Genomic DNA, 18,783 nt, shown 5'->3' with positions numbered 1-18,783 from the left:
CTAATACGCTTATTCAACATATAAAATTGGGAATTAAATTATTTTACTGCGCCTCAAAATAAAATAGATTCATTACACGGTCATAATGAATCTTTAGAATAGTCAAATTTTTAAGCTTAGATCAAGACTTTTCGTTCAGAAGATGACGGGATATGTAACGATTCACGATACTTTGCAACTGTACGACGTGCTACATCAATACCATCTTCTTTTAATAAACTTGCAATGGCATTATCGGATAAAGGTTTACGTACATTTTCTTCTGCAATCAATTTTTTAATTTTAGCGCGAATGGCTGTTGAGGAAGCTTCACCGCCAGAAGTCGTACTGACATGACTTGAAAAGAAATATTTCAGCTCAAACAGACCACGCGGTGTCAGCATAAATTTATTGGTGGTTACACGAGAAACAGTCGATTCATGCAACTCAACTTCTTCCGCAATATCACGCAATACCAGCGGCTTCATGCCCTCTACACCAATTTCCAAAAATGCCTTTTGATGTTCAACAATACAGCAGGCCACTTTCAAGAGTGTTTTATGTCGTTCATCAATACTTTTAATAAAATTCTTTGCCTCCAGCATCTGGTTACGCAGATATTGATTATCCTCACTCTGATCGGCCCGACGGATCATATTGCTATAAAAAGAATTGAGTCTAAGCTTTGGCATTACATCCGGATTTAAAGCCACATGCCAACGACCATTTTTTTTCCTCACGACCACATCCGGAATCTGATAATTGCAGGTTTTATCCTCGAACTCCTGTCCCGGATAAGGTTTAAGTGTCTTAAGCAGATCAAGCGCACAACGCAGTTGATCCTGATTTAAACCGGTCTGTTTAATTAACTTCGGTAATTCATTACTAATGAGCAGCTCATAATGCTGCAATAATTTTATTGCATCCTGTCTACAAGGCGTAGTGACAGCTACACCTTCAAGCTGAATCAGCAGGCATTCTGCCAGATTCCTTGCTCCAACCCCTACTGGATCAAGGCGTTGAATATGTTTCAACACCACCGACACTTCATCTTCTTCAACCACTTCCTCATAATCCATAGAGGCAAGCAATTGTTGTACCGAGGCGGTAATCTCTGCAATGTCTGTATCTAAAAAACCTTTATTATCTAGCGAGTCAACAATACAGTAGGCAATGAGCTGATCAACCTTGGAAAAGTGTAAAAGATTAATCTGCTCAAGCATATGTTCTTGCAAGCTTTGCTGCCTCTGGCGATTATCCTCACGCTCTTCAAAATCCGCTGCGCTGAGACTGGTAGGTTGATGGGTATAAACATCATCCCAATCTGTATCAACTGGTAAATCATCAGGAAGATGATCTGCATTTAACGCATGGGTTAAATCTTGCTGATCCACATCAATCGTTGAGAGATTTTCAGTGATAATTTGCTCTTCAACTTCTTCTAGTAAAGGGTTACTGTCTAGTTGTAATTGTATTTCTTGTTCCAACTCCAGGCTGGATAATTGCAATAAGCGAATCGCTTGTTGAAGCTGCGGAGTTAAGGAGAGCGAGTTTGCAATTTTCAAGCCCACTGATAATTTCATGTACCCTCCTATTATAGAAATCTCATTTTATAAGCAATTTTTATGCCGTTTTATTTGTTATAGCATAGTTTTTATAAATTCCACACTCACCTTCACTTATTTATAGTTTAAAGATGAATACTCTCAACTCCTTTCTTTGCACTCTATTTTTCTCGCAGGACATCCAAACCATTGTTCTTATTTTTCTTTTTATAAAAAAGAAATCCCCCTGCTTTTTAGCAGGGGGATTTTGAATAATGAGCTGGCGATGACTTACTCTCACATGGGTAACCCCACACTACCATCAGCGCAAAGAGGTTTCACTTCTGAGTTCGGGAAGGGATCAGGTGGTTCACTCTTGCTATGGTCGCCAGCACAACTGTTTATGGACTTGTTCGGGTCTTATCTGACTGCTTTTGCAGTGTTTGCCTTACTTGGTACCAAATAGAATACATTAACAGGGATATCTGAGTTGAATATTGTCTTACTAACGAGCTTCTGAATCAAGCTGTTTTGCTGGATATCGAATCAATTGTGCTTTATACAACAACTGTTTGGGTGTTGTATAGTCAAGCCTCACGAGCAATTAGTACTGGTCAGCTTCATGTATCGCTACACTTCCACATCCAGCCTATCAACGTCGTAGTCTTCAACGGCTCTTTAGGAGACATAAAGTCTCGGGGAAATCTTATCTTGAGGTAGGCTTCCCGCTTAGATGCTTTCAGCGGTTATCCCTTCCGAACATAGCTACCCGGCGATGCCACTGGCGTGACAACCGGTACACCAGAGGTTCGTCCACTCTGGTCCTCTCGTACTAGGAGCAGATCCTCTCAAATTTCCAACGCCCACGGTAGATAGGGACCGAACTGTCTCACGACGTTCTAAACCCAGCTCGCGTACCTCTTTAAATGGCGAACAGCCATACCCTTGGGACCTGCTTCAGCCCCAGGATGAGATGAGCCGACATCGAGGTGCCAAACACCGCCGTCGATATGAACTCTTGGGCGGTATCAGCCTGTTATCCCCAGAGTACCTTTTATCCGTTGAGCGATGGCCCTTCCATACAGAACCACCGGATCACTAAGACCTACTTTCGTACCTGCTCGACTTGTTGGTCTCGCAGTTAAGCGCGCTTTTGCCTTTATACTCTACGCGTGATTTCCGACCACGCTGAGCGCACCTTCGTACTCCTCCGTTACTCTTTAGGAGGAGACCGCCCCAGTCAAACTACCCACCAGACATGGTCCTCGTCCCGGATCACGGGACAGAGTTAGAACCTCAATATTACCAGGGTGGTATTTCAAGGATGGCTCCATGGCAACTGGCGTCGCCACTTCAAAGCCTCCCACCTATCCTACACAGGTAAGATCAAAGTTCAATGTCAAGCTGCAGTAAAGGTTCACGGGGTCTTTCCGTCTAGCCGCGGGTACACCGCATCTTCACGGCGAATTCGATTTCACTGAGCCTCTGCTGGAGACAGCGCCGCCATCATTATGCCATTCGTGCAGGTCGGAACTTACCCGACAAGGAATTTCGCTACCTTAGGACCGTTATAGTTACGGCCGCCGTTTACTGGGGCTTCGATCAAGAGCTTCGCTTACGCTAACCCCATCAATTAACCTTCCAGCACCGGGCAGGCATCACACCCTATACGTCCACTTTCGTGTTTGCAGAGTGCTATGTTTTTAATAAACAGTTGCAGCGGCCTGGTTTCTGAGGCTGCCAGCAGCTCAAGGAGCAAGTCCTATCACCACCGGCAGCGTACCTTCTCCCGAAGTTACGGTACCATTTTGCCTAGTTCCTTCAGCAGAGTTCTCTCAAGCGCTTTGGTCTACTCGACCTGACCACCTGTGTCGGTTTCGGGTACGATTCCTGTGTAACTGAAGCTTAGAGACTTTTCCTGGAAGCATAGTATCAGCCACTTCACCAGTAAACTGGCTTGCTATCAGTTCTCAGCATAGAGCACCCCGGATTTGCCTAAGATGCATGCCTACAACCTTTCACCTGGACAACCAACGCCAGGCTGACTTAACTTACTCCGTCCTCTCATCGCATTACACAGAAGTATTGGAATATTAACCAATTTCCCATCGACTACGCCTCTCGGCCTCGCCTTAGGGGTCGACTCACCCAGCCCCGATTAACGTTGGACTGGAACCCTTGGTCTTTCAGCGAACGGGTTTTTCACCCGTTTTATCGTTACTCACGTCAGCATTCGCACTTCTGATACCTCCAGCAGACTTCTCAATCCACCTTCATCGGCTTACAGAACGCTCCCCTACCACTTACGCATAAGCGTAAATCCGCAGCTTCGGTACTATATTTTAGCCCCGTTACATCTTCCGCGCAGGCCGACTCGACTAGTGAGCTATTACGCTTTCTTTAAAGGGTGGCTGCTTCTAAGCCAACCTCCTAGCTGTCTATGCCTTCCCACATCGTTTCCCACTTAATATAGATTTAGGGACCTTAGCTGGCGGTCTGGATTGTTTTCCTCTTGACTACGGACGTTAGCACCCGCAGTCTGTCTCCCGGATAGTACTCATTGGTATTCGGAGTTTGCATCGGTTTGGTAAGTCGGGATGACCCCCTAGCCGAAACAGTGCTCTACCCCCAATGGTATTCGTCCGAGGCGCTACCTAAATAGCTTTCGGGGAGAACCAGCTATCACCGAGTTTGATTAGCCTTTCACCCCTATCCACAAGTCATCCCCCGGCTTTTCAACGACGGTGGGTTCGGTCCTCCAGTTAGTGTTACCCAACCTTCAACCTGCTCATGGATAGATCACCCGGTTTCGGGTCTATACCCAGCAACTAAAACGCCCTATTAAGACTCGATTTCTCTACGGCTCCCCTATTCGGTTAACCTCGCTACTGAATATAAGTCGCTGACCCATTATACAAAAGGTACGCAGTCACCGAACAAGTCGGCTCCCACTGCTTGTATGCATGCGGTTTCAGGATCTATTTCACTCCCCTCACAGGGGTTCTTTTCGCCTTTCCCTCACGGTACTGGTTCACTATCGGTCAGTCAGGAGTATTTAGCCTTGGAGGATGGTCCCCCCATATTCAGACAAGGTTTCACGTGCCTCGCCCTACTCGACATCATTATCTAAGCCCTTTCGTGTACAGGACTATCACCCACTATGGTTGCACTTCCCAGAGCATTCCACTAAAACTTAGATAACTTAATGGGCTCTTCCCCTTTCGCTCGCCGCTACTGAGGGAATCTCAATTGATTTCTTTTCCTACGGGTACTGAGATGTTTCACTTCCCCGCGTTCGCCTCAATAACCTATGTATTCAGTTATTGATACCTACCTTATGGTAAGTGGGTTTCCCCATTCAGACATCTCCGGATCACAGGATATTTGCCGCCTCCCCGGAGCTTTTCGCAGGCTATCACGTCTTTCATCGCCTCTGACTGCCAAGGCATCCACCACATGCACTTAATTACTTGACTATACAACCCCAAACAGTCGTTCATCCCTACAAGCAGGATGAGCAACATGATTAACCAATCTCTCAGTCAATCACACAGTTGGCGTTTGTGCACTTAAGCACTGTACAGCTTCAATTAGATTCATATACCAAAACGCTTGATTCAGTTAATTTCGCTAGTTCTCATTTCAAGTACAGTCATTAACAGGTAATAAATTACTGTTAACTTCCGTTCTATCTATGAGTATGAACAAATTATTTCAACTCAAATATATGCTGTTAATGATTTTTCTAGCCTTCGTCAGGTCTAGAAACTGTGATAAATCACAGAAGTTAATAAATAATCATTTATTTACTAAATTCTGTAATCCAGCCTCATTATTTTTTAAAGCAGTGCTTAAAAAATAATTCGTGGTGGAGACTAGGAGAGTCGAACTCCTGACCTCCTGCGTGCAAAGCAGGCGCTCTACCAACTAAGCTAAGTCCCCAGCTTATCATTTAGATTTAATGTTTCTGATTTTCTGTTTCATGGCAGATGGTGGGTCTGACAAGACTTGAACTTGTGACCCCACGCTTATCAAGCGTGTGCTCTAACCAACTGAGCTACAGACCCTCAGATACATCAATGAAGAACAACTTGTTGTGGATTCTTACCAATCGTCAATCTTTCGTTAAGGAGGTGATCCAGCCGCAGGTTCCCCTACGGCTACCTTGTTACGACTTCACCCCAGTCATTGGCCACACCGTGGTGAACGTCCTCCCGAGGGTTAGACTATCCACTTCTGGTGCAACAAACTCCCATGGTGTGACGGGCGGTGTGTACAAGGCCCGGGAACGTATTCACCGCGGCATTCTGATCCGCGATTACTAGCGATTCCGACTTCATGGAGTCGAGTTGCAGACTCCAATCCGGACTACGATCGGCTTTTTGAGATTAGCATCACATCGCTGTGTAGCAACCCTTTGTACCGACCATTGTAGCACGTGTGTAGCCCTGGCCGTAAGGGCCATGATGACTTGACGTCGTCCCCGCCTTCCTCCAGTTTGTCACTGGCAGTATCCTTAAAGTTCCCACCCGAAGTGCTGGCAAATAAGGAAAAGGGTTGCGCTCGTTGCGGGACTTAACCCAACATCTCACGACACGAGCTGACGACAGCCATGCAGCACCTGTATCAGAGTTCCCGAAGGCACCAATCCATCTCTGGAAAGTTCTCTGTATGTCAAGGCCAGGTAAGGTTCTTCGCGTTGCATCGAATTAAACCACATGCTCCACCGCTTGTGCGGGCCCCCGTCAATTCATTTGAGTTTTAGTCTTGCGACCGTACTCCCCAGGCGGTCTACTTATCGCGTTAGCTGCGCCACTAAAGCCTCAAAGGCCCCAACGGCTAGTAGACATCGTTTACGGCATGGACTACCAGGGTATCTAATCCTGTTTGCTCCCCATGCTTTCGCACCTCAGCGTCAGTATTAGGCCAGATGGCTGCCTTCGCCATCGGTATTCCTCCAGATCTCTACGCATTTCACCGCTACACCTGGAATTCTACCATCCTCTCCTATACTCTAGCCCCCCAGTATCGAATGCAATTCCCAAGTTAAGCTCGGGGATTTCACATCCGACTTAAAGAGCCGCCTACGCGCGCTTTACGCCCAGTAAATCCGATTAACGCTCGCACCCTCTGTATTACCGCGGCTGCTGGCACAGAGTTAGCCGGTGCTTATTCTGCGAGTAACGTCCAGCACTCCTGGGTATTAACCAGGGTACTCTCCTCCTCGCTTAAAGTGCTTTACAACCAAAAGGCCTTCTTCACACACGCGGCATGGCTGGATCAGGGTTCCCCCCATTGTCCAATATTCCCCACTGCTGCCTCCCGTAGGAGTCTGGGCCGTGTCTCAGTCCCAGTGTGACGGATCATCCTCTCAGACCCGTTACAGATCGTCGCCTTGGTAGGCCTTTACCCCACCAACTAGCTAATCTGACTTAGGCTCATCTATTAGCGCAAGGTCACAAGTGATCCCCTGCTTTCCCCCGTAGGGCGTATGCGGTATTAGCGCTCCTTTCGGAACGTTGTCCCCCACTAATAGGCAGATTCCTAAGTATTACTCACCCGTCCGCCGCTAGGTTCCAGTAGCAAGCTACCTTCGCCCCGCTCGACTTGCATGTGTTAAGCCTGCCGCCAGCGTTCAATCTGAGCCATGATCAAACTCTTCAGTTTAAAATCAGTAGTGCCTAAAGGACACCAATCTTGGCTCATCAATTTTCTGACAAATTCTCTCAAATAAACTTCGAGTAATTTAAACCAATCAATCAATGATAATATTTCGATCAATCAACCAGTAAAAATCCACACAAGTTGTTCTTCATAATCTCTTAATGATCTTCTTGCTACTTCGTCAGCAGCAAGCTAGGTCGGCTATGTTACGCTTTCTTTGTAGAAAGTCAACCAGTAAATCAGATTATTTTTAAACTCATTCAAGACACCTAAATTTAACACCCTGTGCTAAACCCTTGTTTCCTAACAAGTTTTATTTTTCATCACTGCCGATGGATGTGCATTCTACAGTATTTCAGGGAGCTTGCAACACCTATTTTTAAAAAATTAAATTACATGTCTTTTTTTTAGCCATTTATGATGTTTTAATTCATTTTCTATACAATTTCGCTTAAATTCCTCCTATTCGTGACAATACAGTTTATTATTTTAGCTGAACAATGCCACCATACTCAGAAAAAGGCCTCGGGATTTTCCTTATGCATCGCTCAATTTACTTATCTCTATGTTTACTCGCTTTGGCCTCTAGTTCATCTTTTGCAGCTGAGGAAAATACTGAGCTTGAGGTGGAAAGTGAATCTACCACCTCTACAACAGTCCCTTTAAGAGCCAAAATTTCTTCTAAGGTCAATCATCTGCAAAGCCAGCTTAAAGTAGATGCTACTGCTGCTCAAGCAGAAGAAGTAAAAGATCCTTTTCAATTCTGGAACAGAAAGGTATATCAATTTAATGATGCGATTGACCGTACGATTGTACGTCCGGTAGCTGTACAGTATAAAGAAAAGCTTCCTCAAGAGGTTCGTGGCAGTTATACCCATTTTCGCAGTAATTTAGGCGAACCTTGGAATGCGGTTAACCAATTGATCCAAGGCCGCCCAGCACACGCAGCAAAATCTTTAGGCCGTTTTACCATTAACACCTTGACCACTTTGGGTCTGGCGGATCCTGCACGTCGTTTAGGTCTCACTCATGAAGATGAAAAATTTGCAACGACCTTAGGATATTACGGTGTTCCTTCTGGGCCTTATCTGATGTTGCCTATTTTGGGTCCAAGTTCAGTACGTGGCGTGATTGGAATATTAGCCGACAGTCAAGCGCGTCCACAAAAATATATGCTGGAAGATCACGATGGCTTGTACTGGGCCGACCAGTTCTGGCGCGGTATTGATACACGTAGCGAATATCTGGATGTCGAAAGTGTGCTGACAGGTGATCGTTATGCGCAGATTCGTGACATCTATTTGCAACGAACCAACTATGCCATTGCAGAAAAGAAGGGTACCGAGCAAGAATCTCTCTTTCTCGAGGATGACTTTGATGATGAAGGTTCGGCAGACGAGTCTCTTAATGAGTCTGAATTCAACACCACCAACGAACTCTTCTAAGTCTGATATTTTAATTAAATGGTTAGCGAAATCTGTGCGCTAGCCATAATTTGCTTGTTATAGTACACCTTAAGTAGACAGCCCTAAGATCGAATCATCTCTCTATGTATTTCATTCAACCCACTCGTGATATTCCCTATCTGGACCAGGTTCTTGAGACACTTCCGCATGTTCAAGTCATCCTGCCGGATGACCATGAGCTGTATGATGCTACGATTATTGCAATTGCTGATGTACATGATTATTTGCATTATCAGTGGAATCTTCCAACGATTGTCCTGGCTCTGGAACATGAAGGGACTGCGCTGGCACAGGCTTGGCAACAGGGTGCTTTGGCTGGATGGATCTGGAACCAACTGCCGGAACAACCACTTCCCGCTCTACAAAAAATTGATGCTCAATATAAACGCAATCAGGATAGCCGTGATCTGCCTTCTGCCGCAGAACTGCAAAAACGCCTATTGCCCAATCCGATAGAACTGCTTAATTATGAGGTCGAGACCTGTTTTCAGCCTTCGGCCTATTTATCGGGTGACTGGTATGATTACTGGAAAATTAGCGATAAAGAGGTCTTATTTTATCTGGCAGATGTGTCGGGACATGGTGTCACCAGCAGTTTATTAACCTCATGGATGGCTGCATTTCATGGCCGCTCCAAAACACCTCGCGAGCTGATCAAAAAGCTCAATGGCATGCTGGTTCAGGAAAATATTGAAAAACATATCACCATGATTGCTGGAGTGCTAAACCTTGAAACTCATGTCTTAAAATGGTCCAGTGCAGGACATTATCCACCGCCGATTATCCTTGAGCCCAACCAGGAACCTAAAATTTTTACAACCAGCAGTTTTCCTCTGGGACTGACCGAAGAGCTGGAAGTCGAAGAATATGAATATATTTTAAGCCGTAATGCTCGCTTTTTCATCTGCTCGGATGGAGCTCTGGAACCTTTTGAAGGCGGCCTGAACGAACAGTTTACCCACCTTCTACACCACCTTAAAAATCAATCACTTGAAATACCAGAACATGTCGCTGATGATATTGCTTTCCTGAGTTTTATAAGAGTCAAGTAATAGGGTCTGTCGATACTTCGCCTATGTTTGCGACGCAAGAGATAGCTCTCGCAAGATTTTTTAGCTGATATAAAACATCAGGCCGGAAAGTTAGTCATTCTAGATGAATCACTCATCACCAGATAGCAGCAGAAAATATACTCATCCTTGCGCTTTAAACACAGCAACGCTTTGTGCTTGTCATGCAGCAAAAACTGTCTCAAATTTCGTTATGAAGCTTGGCAATAGCCTCATTCCCTTGGTTTCATGTCTCATCCGCTGAGTTTTAGCTTACAGCACAAGCCATTTATGAAATATCAACACAGACTAATATATTTACAGGCTTTATAAGCACTTAATTTAATCAGGACTTTCGGCTACTTGAGTATCTAAGTACCCTATGGGATAATTTAATATCCTTCTCTGCAAATGGCATTTATATGTCAACAGGTCATGTTGAATATGCAAGTTTGAATGGAACGCATATTTTTAAGCTTATTGGCGAAGTGCGTGCTCAATCTTGTATTAGTCTAGATAAATTACTGAACAAACTTGAACAGCAAGACAACGTGGTTGGTGCAATAGTTGATCTGACTGAAACCAGCTTCATTGATAGTACTGTACTGGGTGTCTTGGCAAAGTTAGGACTGAAACTCAAGCAAATCCATGAAATTCAGCCGGTTATGTTGTCTACCAACTCGGATATTACCACTCTGGCCAATAGTATGGGCTTGGGACAGGTTTTCGTGATTCTGAATTACTGTGGTGATTCAAATGTATGTACGCGCGCCCTGATGGAAGAACATATCACCCATCAGGCGATGCTGAGTACTGTTCTGGATGCCCACAAGACTTTAATGAAGCTAAATCAGAGTAACCAGAATATGTTTGAACCTCTGGTCAAACAGTTACAGAAAGAACAAGACAGTTTAGATAAAACTTCCGAACAAAAGGTATGAACCGACCATAAGGAGCCTCCATGACTTTAGTTTCTGTTGCACAAATGAATTCCCAAAATGAAATTGAACAAAATTTCACAGTAATCGAGTCATTAATTCAACAGAGTAAAGCCCAAGGGGCAGAGCTGATTGTCTTTCCTGAAAATTTCGTCTGTTTTGCCGCAGGAAAGCAGCGCGAAACTGCAGCCCAGTTTGAAGCAATCCAGCAGCGTCTGGAGCAGCTTGCTCAGCAATATCAGATCTGGATTGTCGCAGGAACTTTACCCTGCCCTTATCGTCCTGATGGTTCTGTGATTAAAGATGGCCGGGTACGTACTGTAAGTCTCTGTATCAGCCCGGAGCGGACTGAAGCCCGTTATGACAAGATTCACCTGTTTGATGTACAGGTGGGTGATGCAGTCGGTGGCTACCAGGAATCCAGGTTCTTTGAACCCGGTGATGAATTAGTCGTGGCTCAAACACCTTTTGGAAATATCGGCCTGATGGTCTGTTATGACCTGCGCTTTCCTGAACTTGCCCTGAAGCTGCGTGCCCAAGGCGCAAATATTTTGACTGCACCTTCTGCTTTTACCTATACCACCGGACAAATGCACTGGCAGTTATTATTACAGGCACGCGGCATGGACACCCAATGTACGGTTCTAGGTGCAGCACAGCAAGGATGGCACGGCGAAAAACGTCAAACCTGGGGGCATAGCGCAGCTGCAAATAGCCGTGGTCAACTTCTGGATATGGTACATGCGGAAGGGGCACAGATTATTACGGTCGAATTTGATCTGGCTGAACAGGCCAAAGTGCGGGAAGCCATGCCACTTATCGAACATCGTAAATTATTGCAGTTTTCCTAAGCGAGTTTTAACTCCTGACTGCATACTGCTTGCATAAATTAACAAAATCCCTCTTATACTTGGCCAGAAATTAGGGAGTATAGAAGCTCTATTAAAATAAATAGGGATTCATCTCATGTCATTAGAAAAAGCTGTATATACCGCACATGCCAAAGCCACCGGTGGTCGTGATGGCCATGCCACCACCGATGATCAGATTCTGAATGTACAATTGGCGGTGCCTAAAGAAATGGGCGGCCCAGGTGGCGGCACCAACCCTGAACAACTGTTTGCCGCAGGTTATTCCGCCTGCTTTTTAGGTGCAATGAAATTTGTTGCGAACCGTGACAAGCTTAATATCAGTAAAGATGCCTATATTGAAGGCGATGTAGGCATTGGTCCGATTCCAACAGGCTTTGGTATTGAAGTGACCTTAAACATTCATTTAGAAGGCATGGACCGAGCTGAAGCTCAAAAACTGGTAGATGCAGCACATATTGTCTGCCCTTATTCAAATGCCACCCGTGGTAATATTGATGTGGTATTAAATGTGATTGTTTGATTTTCAAGCCACCATTCATCTGGATAGATGTTGATGTGGATTAAATTAACGGGCGTCATATGGAATAATATTTATTAGACGCTCTTTTCTTTCTAGCCCACTTATTCAGCACATTGATGAAAGAAAGCTTGAAAATAAACCATAAAATTGACTATCCATAAGTTTCTTTAGCGAAATATAGTACAACCATTCAAAAAAACCGGCTTGTTCTCAAGTCGGTTTTTCATTATTTTCAAGGATGGTCAATAAAAATGCCCCCCATGAAAACAAGTTTTTTAAAAAGAGTTTCCTTTCATACTCATAAGGTTAAATACAAGCAATTGATCGAAATATAGATTAATTTAGGTCAATAGCCCATTAACCCTATTCAAAATAATAGATAATACCCTTTTAAGTTAAGGTTTTATTGGGGTTTTATCACTATCACTCATCATATTTATGGCTTAATGGCGAAAGGACGAGTGCCCATTTTCTTGGTACAGACTCTGCAAATTGCATTTTGAGAATATCAGAGCTCTAACAGCCTCAAGCATGCTAAAAAACAAAGAAGCGTATTTTCATGACTCCGCCGCTTCATTGGTAACACGCAGCACTTCTTCAATCGTGGTTTTCCCTGCCAAGACTTTACGCAAGCCATCATCCCGAATGGAGCCAGACTGCTGGCGTGCATAATTTTCCAGTTCATATTCTGCGGCATTGCCATGAATCAAACGGCGCATATGGTCATCTACCGGTACAATTTCATAAATCGCGGTACGCCCGCTAAAACCGGTATTGCCACAGCGTTCACAGCCTTGCGGTTGCGGTAATTTTAATTCCTGTGGATGCTCAATATTTTCAAACAGACCTTTTTCAAAACTATCTGCTGCTTGCCAGGTCGCGCAGTGCGGACATAAAGTCCGAACCAACCGCTGAGCTACCACCCCAATTAAAGAGCTGGATAATAAAAATGGTTCGATGCCCATATCTTTGAGACGGGTCACGGCACCAATTGCAGTATTGGTATGTAATGTGGAAAGTACCAGATGACCGGTAAGCGAGGCCTGTACCGCAATTTCTGCAGTTTCCAGATCACGAATTTCGCCGACCATCACCACATCAGGATCCTGACGCAGCATGGCTTTTAAAGCCCGGGCAAAAGTCATATCAACTTTGGTATTGACCTGAGTCTGACCAATCCCTTCCAGCTGATACTCTACTGGATCTTCTGCGGTCAGAATATTTTTAGAGCCATCATTCAGATCAGACAGCGCGGCATATAAGGTAGTGGTTTTACCCGAACCCGTAGGCCCGGTGACCAGAATAATTCCATGCGGACGATGTACCAGCGTCTTTAAACGCTCATAGTCTTTACTCATTAGGCCCAGATGGGTCATATTGAGGCGGCCAGCCTGCTTATCCAGCAGACGCATTACCACCCGTTCACCATAAGACGAAGGCAAGGTCGAGACACGAACATCGACTTCACGTCCTGCCAGACGTAAGGAAATACGGCCATCTTGGGGAATGCGCTTTTCGGCAATATCCAGCTTGGCCATCACTTTAATCCGGGAAACCAGCAAAGGAGCTAGTTCACGGCGTGGCTGGACAATCTCGCGCAGCTGCCCATCGACACGCAGGCGTACAGACAGTCTTTTCTCAAATGATTCGACATGGATATCCGAGGCACCTACCCGAATGGCTTCGGACAATAAGGCATTAATCAGCCGGACAATCGGTGCATCATCTTCCTGATCCATCAGGTCTTCAGCTTCCGGAACCGATTCGGCCAAGCTGAGTAAGTCGGGATGGTCTTCCAGGCCAGCTGCGACCTGCTGCGACTCGCCACTGTCGCCAGCAAAACTGGCACTCAACAACTGGTTAAACTCCTGCTCGCTATACAGCAGATAATGTGCAGGATGTCCCAGTAAACGGCGTGCTTCCTGCAATGCAAGCATGGAGGTATTGTCCCGGCGGACAATGAAGGCCTGATCACCCTCATAACGCAACAGCACACCATGACGCTTGGCGAAACTATATGGAATTTGTAATTGTTTCAGTACTTGCATTGCAGATTATAATAATGATGAAAAAATTTAAATTGAGTGTACTCTAAGCATATGACAGCGTGAAGTATGTTTTCAAAGATTTAGCAAGAAAGGGAGCCAGGATTGTCACAAGATCAAGAGGAATATAGCTTAACATCTCCCAAAATACAGTGGTGGGGAGAGCAGAATTTTGAAATTAATGAATCTAAGGCTTGGCAATTCGGCTCCCTGCTGTTCCGCCTGACCCGCGGCTTGCAGGAGTGGCGTCTGGAATATTACCGGCCTGCGGTACAGTATGATTATGAGCAGCAGTGGCATCAGATTGATGATCCACATTTTGCCTTCCCTTCGCCGGTCAAAATCGAACGCTATATGTTCAAGCTGACTCAAAGCAAACTGCAGCTGATGCCTCGCCTGGCTGACCGCTCGGTAGTGATTAAACCGGTTGATCCGATTTATATTCCAGCCGGTCAGCGCGGGACTTTATATATCAGTACCCCGCTTTGGATTGCCGGTTTTGTTGAAGGTCAACGTGAACCCATTTTTGATCTTCCAGTAATTCTACCCAAAGACACCTGGTTCGGACCGAATCATCGCTCGGGTGAAATTTGTTATGCTACCGCGGTCGATGGCCGGACTGAACTGAAGCAATTACGTCCCCGTGCGTTTCGGGCTGTCACCCCAATTGAGTTTCATAATACCAGTCACCAGCAGCTGCGTTTTGACCGGATGAGTGTTCCCGTTCTGGCCTTGCCACTCTTTTATAGTGAAAGTACGGGGCGCTTATGGACATCTCAAATTAAAGTATTGCATGAAGGACTGGACCGTCCGCCGCGGATTCGGGTGGAAAACCGCACTCCTCCCCATGCAGGCGAAGTTAATTATTTACATCCACCGCGTGATCCGGCGGGAAATTTATTTAATATGTTTGATTCATTTTTCTAAGAGCGTGTGATGCCTAATTCGAGTCTTCCAGCCGAAATCACCAGCAGTCTCAAGGCCGTATTTACCAATATTAATACGGAGCGCCTGACTGAGGTTCTGGTGGCAGTGGTATTAAGTTTTATTGGTTTTCTGATTGCACGTTTTGTTTCCAATACGTTTATTCGCACTATCGGTATGCGTTTCAATGCGCATCAGAAACTGGTCTGGCGGCGCGGGATTTTTTATTTCATCTTCTTGCTGTTCATCATGGCCAGTTTGAAAGAAGCCGGCTTTAAACTGAGTGTCTTCCTGGGTGCTGCGGGGATTTTAACAGTCGCTCTGGGTTTTGCTTCACAAACGTCTGCTTCCAACCTGATCAGCGGACTGTTCCTGATTGGTGAAGGCTCTTTTGAAGTGGGTGACACTATTCAGATTACCTTAATTCGCGGACATGCAATTGAAGGTGAAGTCATCTCTATTGACTTGCTCTCGGTCAAGCTTTTGACCCAGGACAATATTTATGTGCGTTTGCCGAATGAACAGCTGATTCGTGCTCCAGTACAGAACCTGTCCAAATTCCCGATCCGGCGCATTCCGATTACTCTGGCAATTAACTTTCATGAAGACATTATTAAAGTGCGTGAAGTACTGCTTGATGTTGCCAATAAATATCCGCTGGTTCTGGCTGATCCGAAACCGGCGGTAACAGTGACTGCCTTCCGTGAATCTTCAATTGAATTGCTGTTTGCCATTTGGTGCCAGCAGGAAAATTATTTGCAAGTACGAGATGAAATGCAGGAACGGATTCGTAACGGCTTTGTCGACAACCAGATTGAGATTCCAGTTCCGAAAATGGGCTTTGTCGATCATCCGCTGTCCCGCCCACTGGAAAATGCAGAAATTGACCAATATGCCAATGAAAAAGAGTTAAAAAGAGAGCCGTATTTAAAATAATGTCGTTCCCCCCCCTCCCTTTTACCAAGGGAGGAGGTGAACTACTTAAACCATCTTGAAGCTCTTCTTAGATCTTTTCTCCCTCTGGCATCGGTGCAATATAGGCAATGAATAACATTACTCCACCAGCCAGCAGGAAAGAAATCACCCGGGTCAGCGTACCAGTATGCGACAGGTCGAATAACACCAGTTTCAAACTGACTATCACCAAAATACTGCCCCCTAGAACCCACATCGGTTTAAGTTTTTTTAAGGTTGCAGTCCACATGGTTACCCATGCCAGTAATACCCACAGAATGGTCAGGCTCAGCTGGACTGTGGCATTGCTCCATAGCGCCAGACTATTAAAGGGTGTTTGCAGATACATATGCAAGGCGCGCAAAACGATATAACTCGACAGCCACAGCAGACTCAGTACCATCAACACCGACATCATGCCGCGGTCCTGTCCGGCCCGAATTTGTTGTAACAGCATCCAGATAAAACTGGCCAGCATCGCCAAGCTAATCAGATCAAATGGGTTGAGTAGCGGCAGCCAGTAGTATTCAAAAGCTTGCCGATTGAAAAGTTGTGAGCACAGTAACCACCCTCCCATCAGAAACAGACAGCTTTTACTCTGCCAGAACAAACACCAGTCTGAATTTGCTGGTTGCCTATAACACCAGAGCCAGAAAACCAGCGGTAAAATCACCATACTCAGATAAGGCATGCTCGGCATCAGACAGAGGCTGGCCAAGGCCAAACTGCTGAATCCACCAAAACTCATCCACTCTTTAGACAGCTCCATGCCCTTGATCGGTCTTAGCCATAACGTAGTCAGCAATAGCGCTGAGAGGCCAAATACGCCACGTTCCAGATTACTTTGCCAGACCAGTACGGCATTCTGACTATGATCCACAGCCAAGATGACCGCAATCACCATTAAAGGTGTAAGCCCGCTCCATTTGGGCAATAACCAGCCCCATGCCTGATGTTTATGCTGGACGATTTCACTTAAAATGACATAACCAAGCGTAAGACTGAACAAGCTCAAACTATAGGCATAGTCCTGAGCAAACTCATCTTCTAGCAAGGCAAAGAGAATCAGGGTTGCGGCAAAACTGAGTAGGCTTAGAAAGCTGATACTGAAACTATTCAGCTGCTGGCGGTATTCGGCTTTGAGCTGGCTAAGAAAGACCACGGCCACATAGCAGACGCTCAGAATCCAGTAGATCTCTCGAGGTATCGGATTAAGCTCAACCAGATAATATAGGCTACTGAATCCTGCCATCAGCAACAGTCCCATGCTCAGGTAATGTGCGACACGGATATTTTTTTCCAGAGCCCAGAGATAGATGAGTAGTCCTTCAACAGCCCAGCCCACCACGCTCCACTGCTCTGTCAATAAAATCGGTGGAATCAGCGCCAGGAAAATCAGCATCAGGCTCAGATAGCTTTGTGAAATGATCTGAACCGTTTCTCTATGACGAACCAAGTGCCAACAGACGGCAAAGACCAAAGCAAATAGCAGACTTAAGCCGGCTTGCCAGAGTTTCTGCTCAGGCTGATTAAAATGGATCAGGTATAAAAAGAGATAGGCAGTAATCGGGGCAGCGAAAATGAGGGCCAGATCAAGTACCGGCTTTAAGCGGAAACGGGACAGATCCTGCTTGGCCAGCAACTGGCTAAAGCGAAAACCCAGCCAGATAAAGACTGTGCTATGGGCCAGAATCAGAGCGGTCATACGATAGCGTTCATGGGTGGTGCCATGTATCAGGCTATAGAGTCCACCGACCATGACGGTGACCAAAAAAGCAATCTGGTTCAGAATTTTCCAGGGCCTGAAACTGCTCAGCAACAATACCCCGATATTGATCAGCAGATAATAGCTGATGAACTCCACCGCAGAGGCATCTCGAGTTGGCAGGGTAAACGGTGCCAGATAAGCTATAAATAAGGCCATCACTGCCAGTTCAATACTGTCCTGTTTCAGGCTTAAGTAGAGGGTCAGCGCCAGAATAATCATAAAAACCAGAGCGGCCAGCGCCAAGCTGGGAATCACCAGACTGTAATAGGCAAAAAATAAGGTCAGGAACAAAGCACCCAGCCCCAAGCCTTCCAGTGCCAGAGCAAAACTCCGGTTTTTCACCATTAAAGCATAGCCCAGTCCGGTCACCATGAGGGCAGCCAGCGCCACCAGTGCTAATTTCACCGCCAGGCTGAGTTGCCAGTGCTCTGTCGCAAAACGCAATAATAAAATAATGCCAATCACCAGAATAGTAATTGCAGCTTTTAACACCGGATTACCACGAAAAATCCAGTGCTGGATTTGTTCAATAAGCTGTGGCTGTTCCGAAACAGATGACTCCCTTACCGGTTCTGCCACATCTTCTGGCATGCTGTTTGGATGAGCCTGCTTTGCAGATGGATAGCGCGCTTGTAGCTGAAGGACACTCCGTTCCAGACGCTGCAGCCAGCGCAAGAGAAAGAAAATCCAGGCAGTTACCCCGATGCCCATTAACCAGTTGAGTTCGCTTACCCCACCCACAATCGCAATAATAGAAGAGATATACAGTGGAACTTTAGAGTTGGCCGGAACAATACGCTGTGCTGGACTGGCCATATCACGTACTGGTGTTTCCACCGCACTGATATATTGCATCACGCTGATCAAAAAGCCCAAGCCAGATAAATAAGTAACGATCTGCAAATCCAGATACCAGGCACTGACCCCAATGATAAAAAGGCTAATCAGCCAGATCATACGCAACTCATTTTGCCCTGCTGTCATTCTTATCATTCTCTCTCTCCTGAACTTTTCCATCATACAACAGCTGGCACTGCTTATTTCATCTTCACCCGATATT

General features: G+C 45.6%; 10 protein-coding genes, 2 tRNA genes and 3 rRNA genes. 7 read left to right on the top strand and 8 right to left on the bottom strand.

Features of this window, described 5'->3' with window-relative positions:
• Window positions 1–116: 116 nt before the first annotated feature.
• The 6 genes from E5Y90_RS03020 to E5Y90_RS02995 all read right to left on the bottom strand — a co-directional run bounded on the left by E5Y90_RS03020 (window position 117) and on the right by E5Y90_RS02995 (window position 7,190).
• Window positions 117–1,562 carry an RNA polymerase factor sigma-54 gene (locus E5Y90_RS03020; RefSeq protein ID WP_174659367.1) on the bottom strand — a complete coding sequence of 482 codons (1,446 nt, stop codon included), beginning with the start codon at window positions 1,560–1,562 and terminating at the stop codon, window positions 117–119.
• 239 nt (window positions 1,563–1,801) lie between these two features.
• A 5S ribosomal RNA gene (gene rrf, locus E5Y90_RS03015) occupies window positions 1,802–1,916 on the bottom strand.
• Window positions 1,917–2,106: 190 nt separating this feature from the next.
• Window positions 2,107–4,999: ribosomal RNA gene (locus tag E5Y90_RS03010) — 23S ribosomal RNA — on the bottom strand.
• Window positions 5,000–5,389: 390 nt separating this feature from the next.
• Window positions 5,390–5,465: transfer RNA gene (locus tag E5Y90_RS03005), tRNA-Ala, on the bottom strand.
• A gap of 48 nt (window positions 5,466–5,513) precedes the next feature.
• Window positions 5,514–5,590: transfer RNA gene (locus E5Y90_RS03000), tRNA-Ile, on the bottom strand.
• 59 nt (window positions 5,591–5,649) lie between these two features.
• Window positions 5,650–7,190 (bottom strand): 16S ribosomal RNA (locus tag E5Y90_RS02995).
• The 16S, 23S and 5S rRNA genes sit together here with 2 tRNA genes alongside, the layout of an rRNA operon.
• A gap of 536 nt (window positions 7,191–7,726) precedes the next feature.
• Between E5Y90_RS02995 and E5Y90_RS02990 the strand changes: the two genes are divergently transcribed.
• From E5Y90_RS02990 to E5Y90_RS02970, 5 genes are all read left to right on the top strand, one after another.
• Window positions 7,727–8,632 (top strand): VacJ family lipoprotein, encoded by a 906-nt coding sequence (locus tag E5Y90_RS02990; RefSeq protein ID WP_174659366.1) that lies wholly within the window; start codon window positions 7,727–7,729, stop codon window positions 8,630–8,632.
• Between the two features lie 104 nt (window positions 8,633–8,736).
• The gene (gene gigA / locus E5Y90_RS02985; RefSeq protein ID WP_151205482.1) at window positions 8,737–9,705 is read left to right on the top strand and encodes an RsbU family protein phosphatase GigA; all 969 of its coding nucleotides are present in this window, start codon (window positions 8,737–8,739) and stop codon (window positions 9,703–9,705) included.
• A 419-nt stretch (window positions 9,706–10,124) separates the two neighbouring features.
• A complete protein-coding gene (gigB, locus tag E5Y90_RS02980; protein ID WP_151205481.1) occupies window positions 10,125–10,643 on the top strand; it encodes an anti-anti-sigma factor GigB in 519 nt (172 codons plus the stop codon).
• Window positions 10,644–10,663: 20 nt separating this feature from the next.
• Window positions 10,664–11,491 (top strand): carbon-nitrogen hydrolase family protein, encoded by an 828-nt coding sequence (locus E5Y90_RS02975; RefSeq protein ID WP_174659365.1) that lies wholly within the window; start codon window positions 10,664–10,666, stop codon window positions 11,489–11,491.
• 115 nt (window positions 11,492–11,606) lie between these two features.
• Window positions 11,607–12,032 (top strand): organic hydroperoxide resistance protein, encoded by a 426-nt coding sequence (locus E5Y90_RS02970; protein ID WP_151205479.1) that lies wholly within the window; start codon window positions 11,607–11,609, stop codon window positions 12,030–12,032.
• A gap of 557 nt (window positions 12,033–12,589) precedes the next feature.
• On the opposite strand, the gene gspE is transcribed toward E5Y90_RS02970, so the two are convergent.
• On the bottom strand, window positions 12,590–14,080 hold the full coding sequence (gspE, locus tag E5Y90_RS02965) for a type II secretion system ATPase GspE (RefSeq protein ID WP_151207290.1): 1,491 nt from the start codon (window positions 14,078–14,080) through the stop codon (window positions 12,590–12,592).
• 102 nt (window positions 14,081–14,182) lie between these two features.
• Here gspE and E5Y90_RS02960 point away from each other — a divergent pair, with 102 nt between their 5' ends.
• The gene (locus E5Y90_RS02960) at window positions 14,183–15,004 is read left to right on the top strand and encodes a hypothetical protein (RefSeq protein ID WP_151207289.1); all 822 of its coding nucleotides are present in this window, start codon (window positions 14,183–14,185) and stop codon (window positions 15,002–15,004) included.
• Window positions 15,005–15,013: 9 nt separating this feature from the next.
• Window positions 15,014–15,937, top strand: coding sequence for a mechanosensitive ion channel family protein (locus E5Y90_RS02955; protein WP_151204210.1), 924 nt, complete (start codon window positions 15,014–15,016; stop codon window positions 15,935–15,937).
• A gap of 67 nt (window positions 15,938–16,004) precedes the next feature.
• Here E5Y90_RS02955 and E5Y90_RS02950 read toward each other — a convergent pair whose 3' ends face one another.
• Entirely contained in the window at window positions 16,005–18,707 is a 2,703-nt protein-coding gene (locus tag E5Y90_RS02950) for a DUF2339 domain-containing protein (protein WP_174660546.1), read from the bottom strand.
• Window positions 18,708–18,783: the final 76 nt, after the last annotated feature.

This window comes from Acinetobacter sp. 10FS3-1 (genome assembly GCF_013343215.1).
GTDB lineage: Bacteria > Pseudomonadota > Gammaproteobacteria > Pseudomonadales > Moraxellaceae > Acinetobacter > Acinetobacter lwoffii_C.
The sequence above is the reverse complement of the archived record's forward strand: the minus strand, read 5'-3'. Positions and strand labels throughout refer to the sequence as shown.

Excerpts from the sequence above, each read along its gene's own strand:
- E5Y90_RS03020 (WP_174659367.1), bottom strand. The coding sequence starts at position 1,562 with ATGAAATTATCAGTGGGCTTGAAAATTGCAAACTCGCTCTCCTTAACT.
- E5Y90_RS02990 (WP_174659366.1), top strand. The coding sequence starts at position 7,727 with ATGCATCGCTCAATTTACTTATCTCTATGTTTACTCGCTTTGGCCTCT.
- gigA (WP_151205482.1), top strand. The coding sequence starts at position 8,737 with ATGTATTTCATTCAACCCACTCGTGATATTCCCTATCTGGACCAGGTT.
- gigB (WP_151205481.1), top strand. The coding sequence starts at position 10,125 with ATGTCAACAGGTCATGTTGAATATGCAAGTTTGAATGGAACGCATATT.
- E5Y90_RS02975 (WP_174659365.1), top strand. The coding sequence starts at position 10,664 with ATGACTTTAGTTTCTGTTGCACAAATGAATTCCCAAAATGAAATTGAA.
- E5Y90_RS02970 (WP_151205479.1), top strand. The coding sequence starts at position 11,607 with ATGTCATTAGAAAAAGCTGTATATACCGCACATGCCAAAGCCACCGGT.
- gspE (WP_151207290.1), bottom strand. The coding sequence starts at position 14,080 with ATGCAAGTACTGAAACAATTACAAATTCCATATAGTTTCGCCAAGCGT.
- E5Y90_RS02955 (WP_151204210.1), top strand. The coding sequence starts at position 15,014 with ATGCCTAATTCGAGTCTTCCAGCCGAAATCACCAGCAGTCTCAAGGCC.
- E5Y90_RS02950 (WP_174660546.1), bottom strand. The coding sequence starts at position 18,707 with ATGACAGCAGGGCAAAATGAGTTGCGTATGATCTGGCTGATTAGCCTT.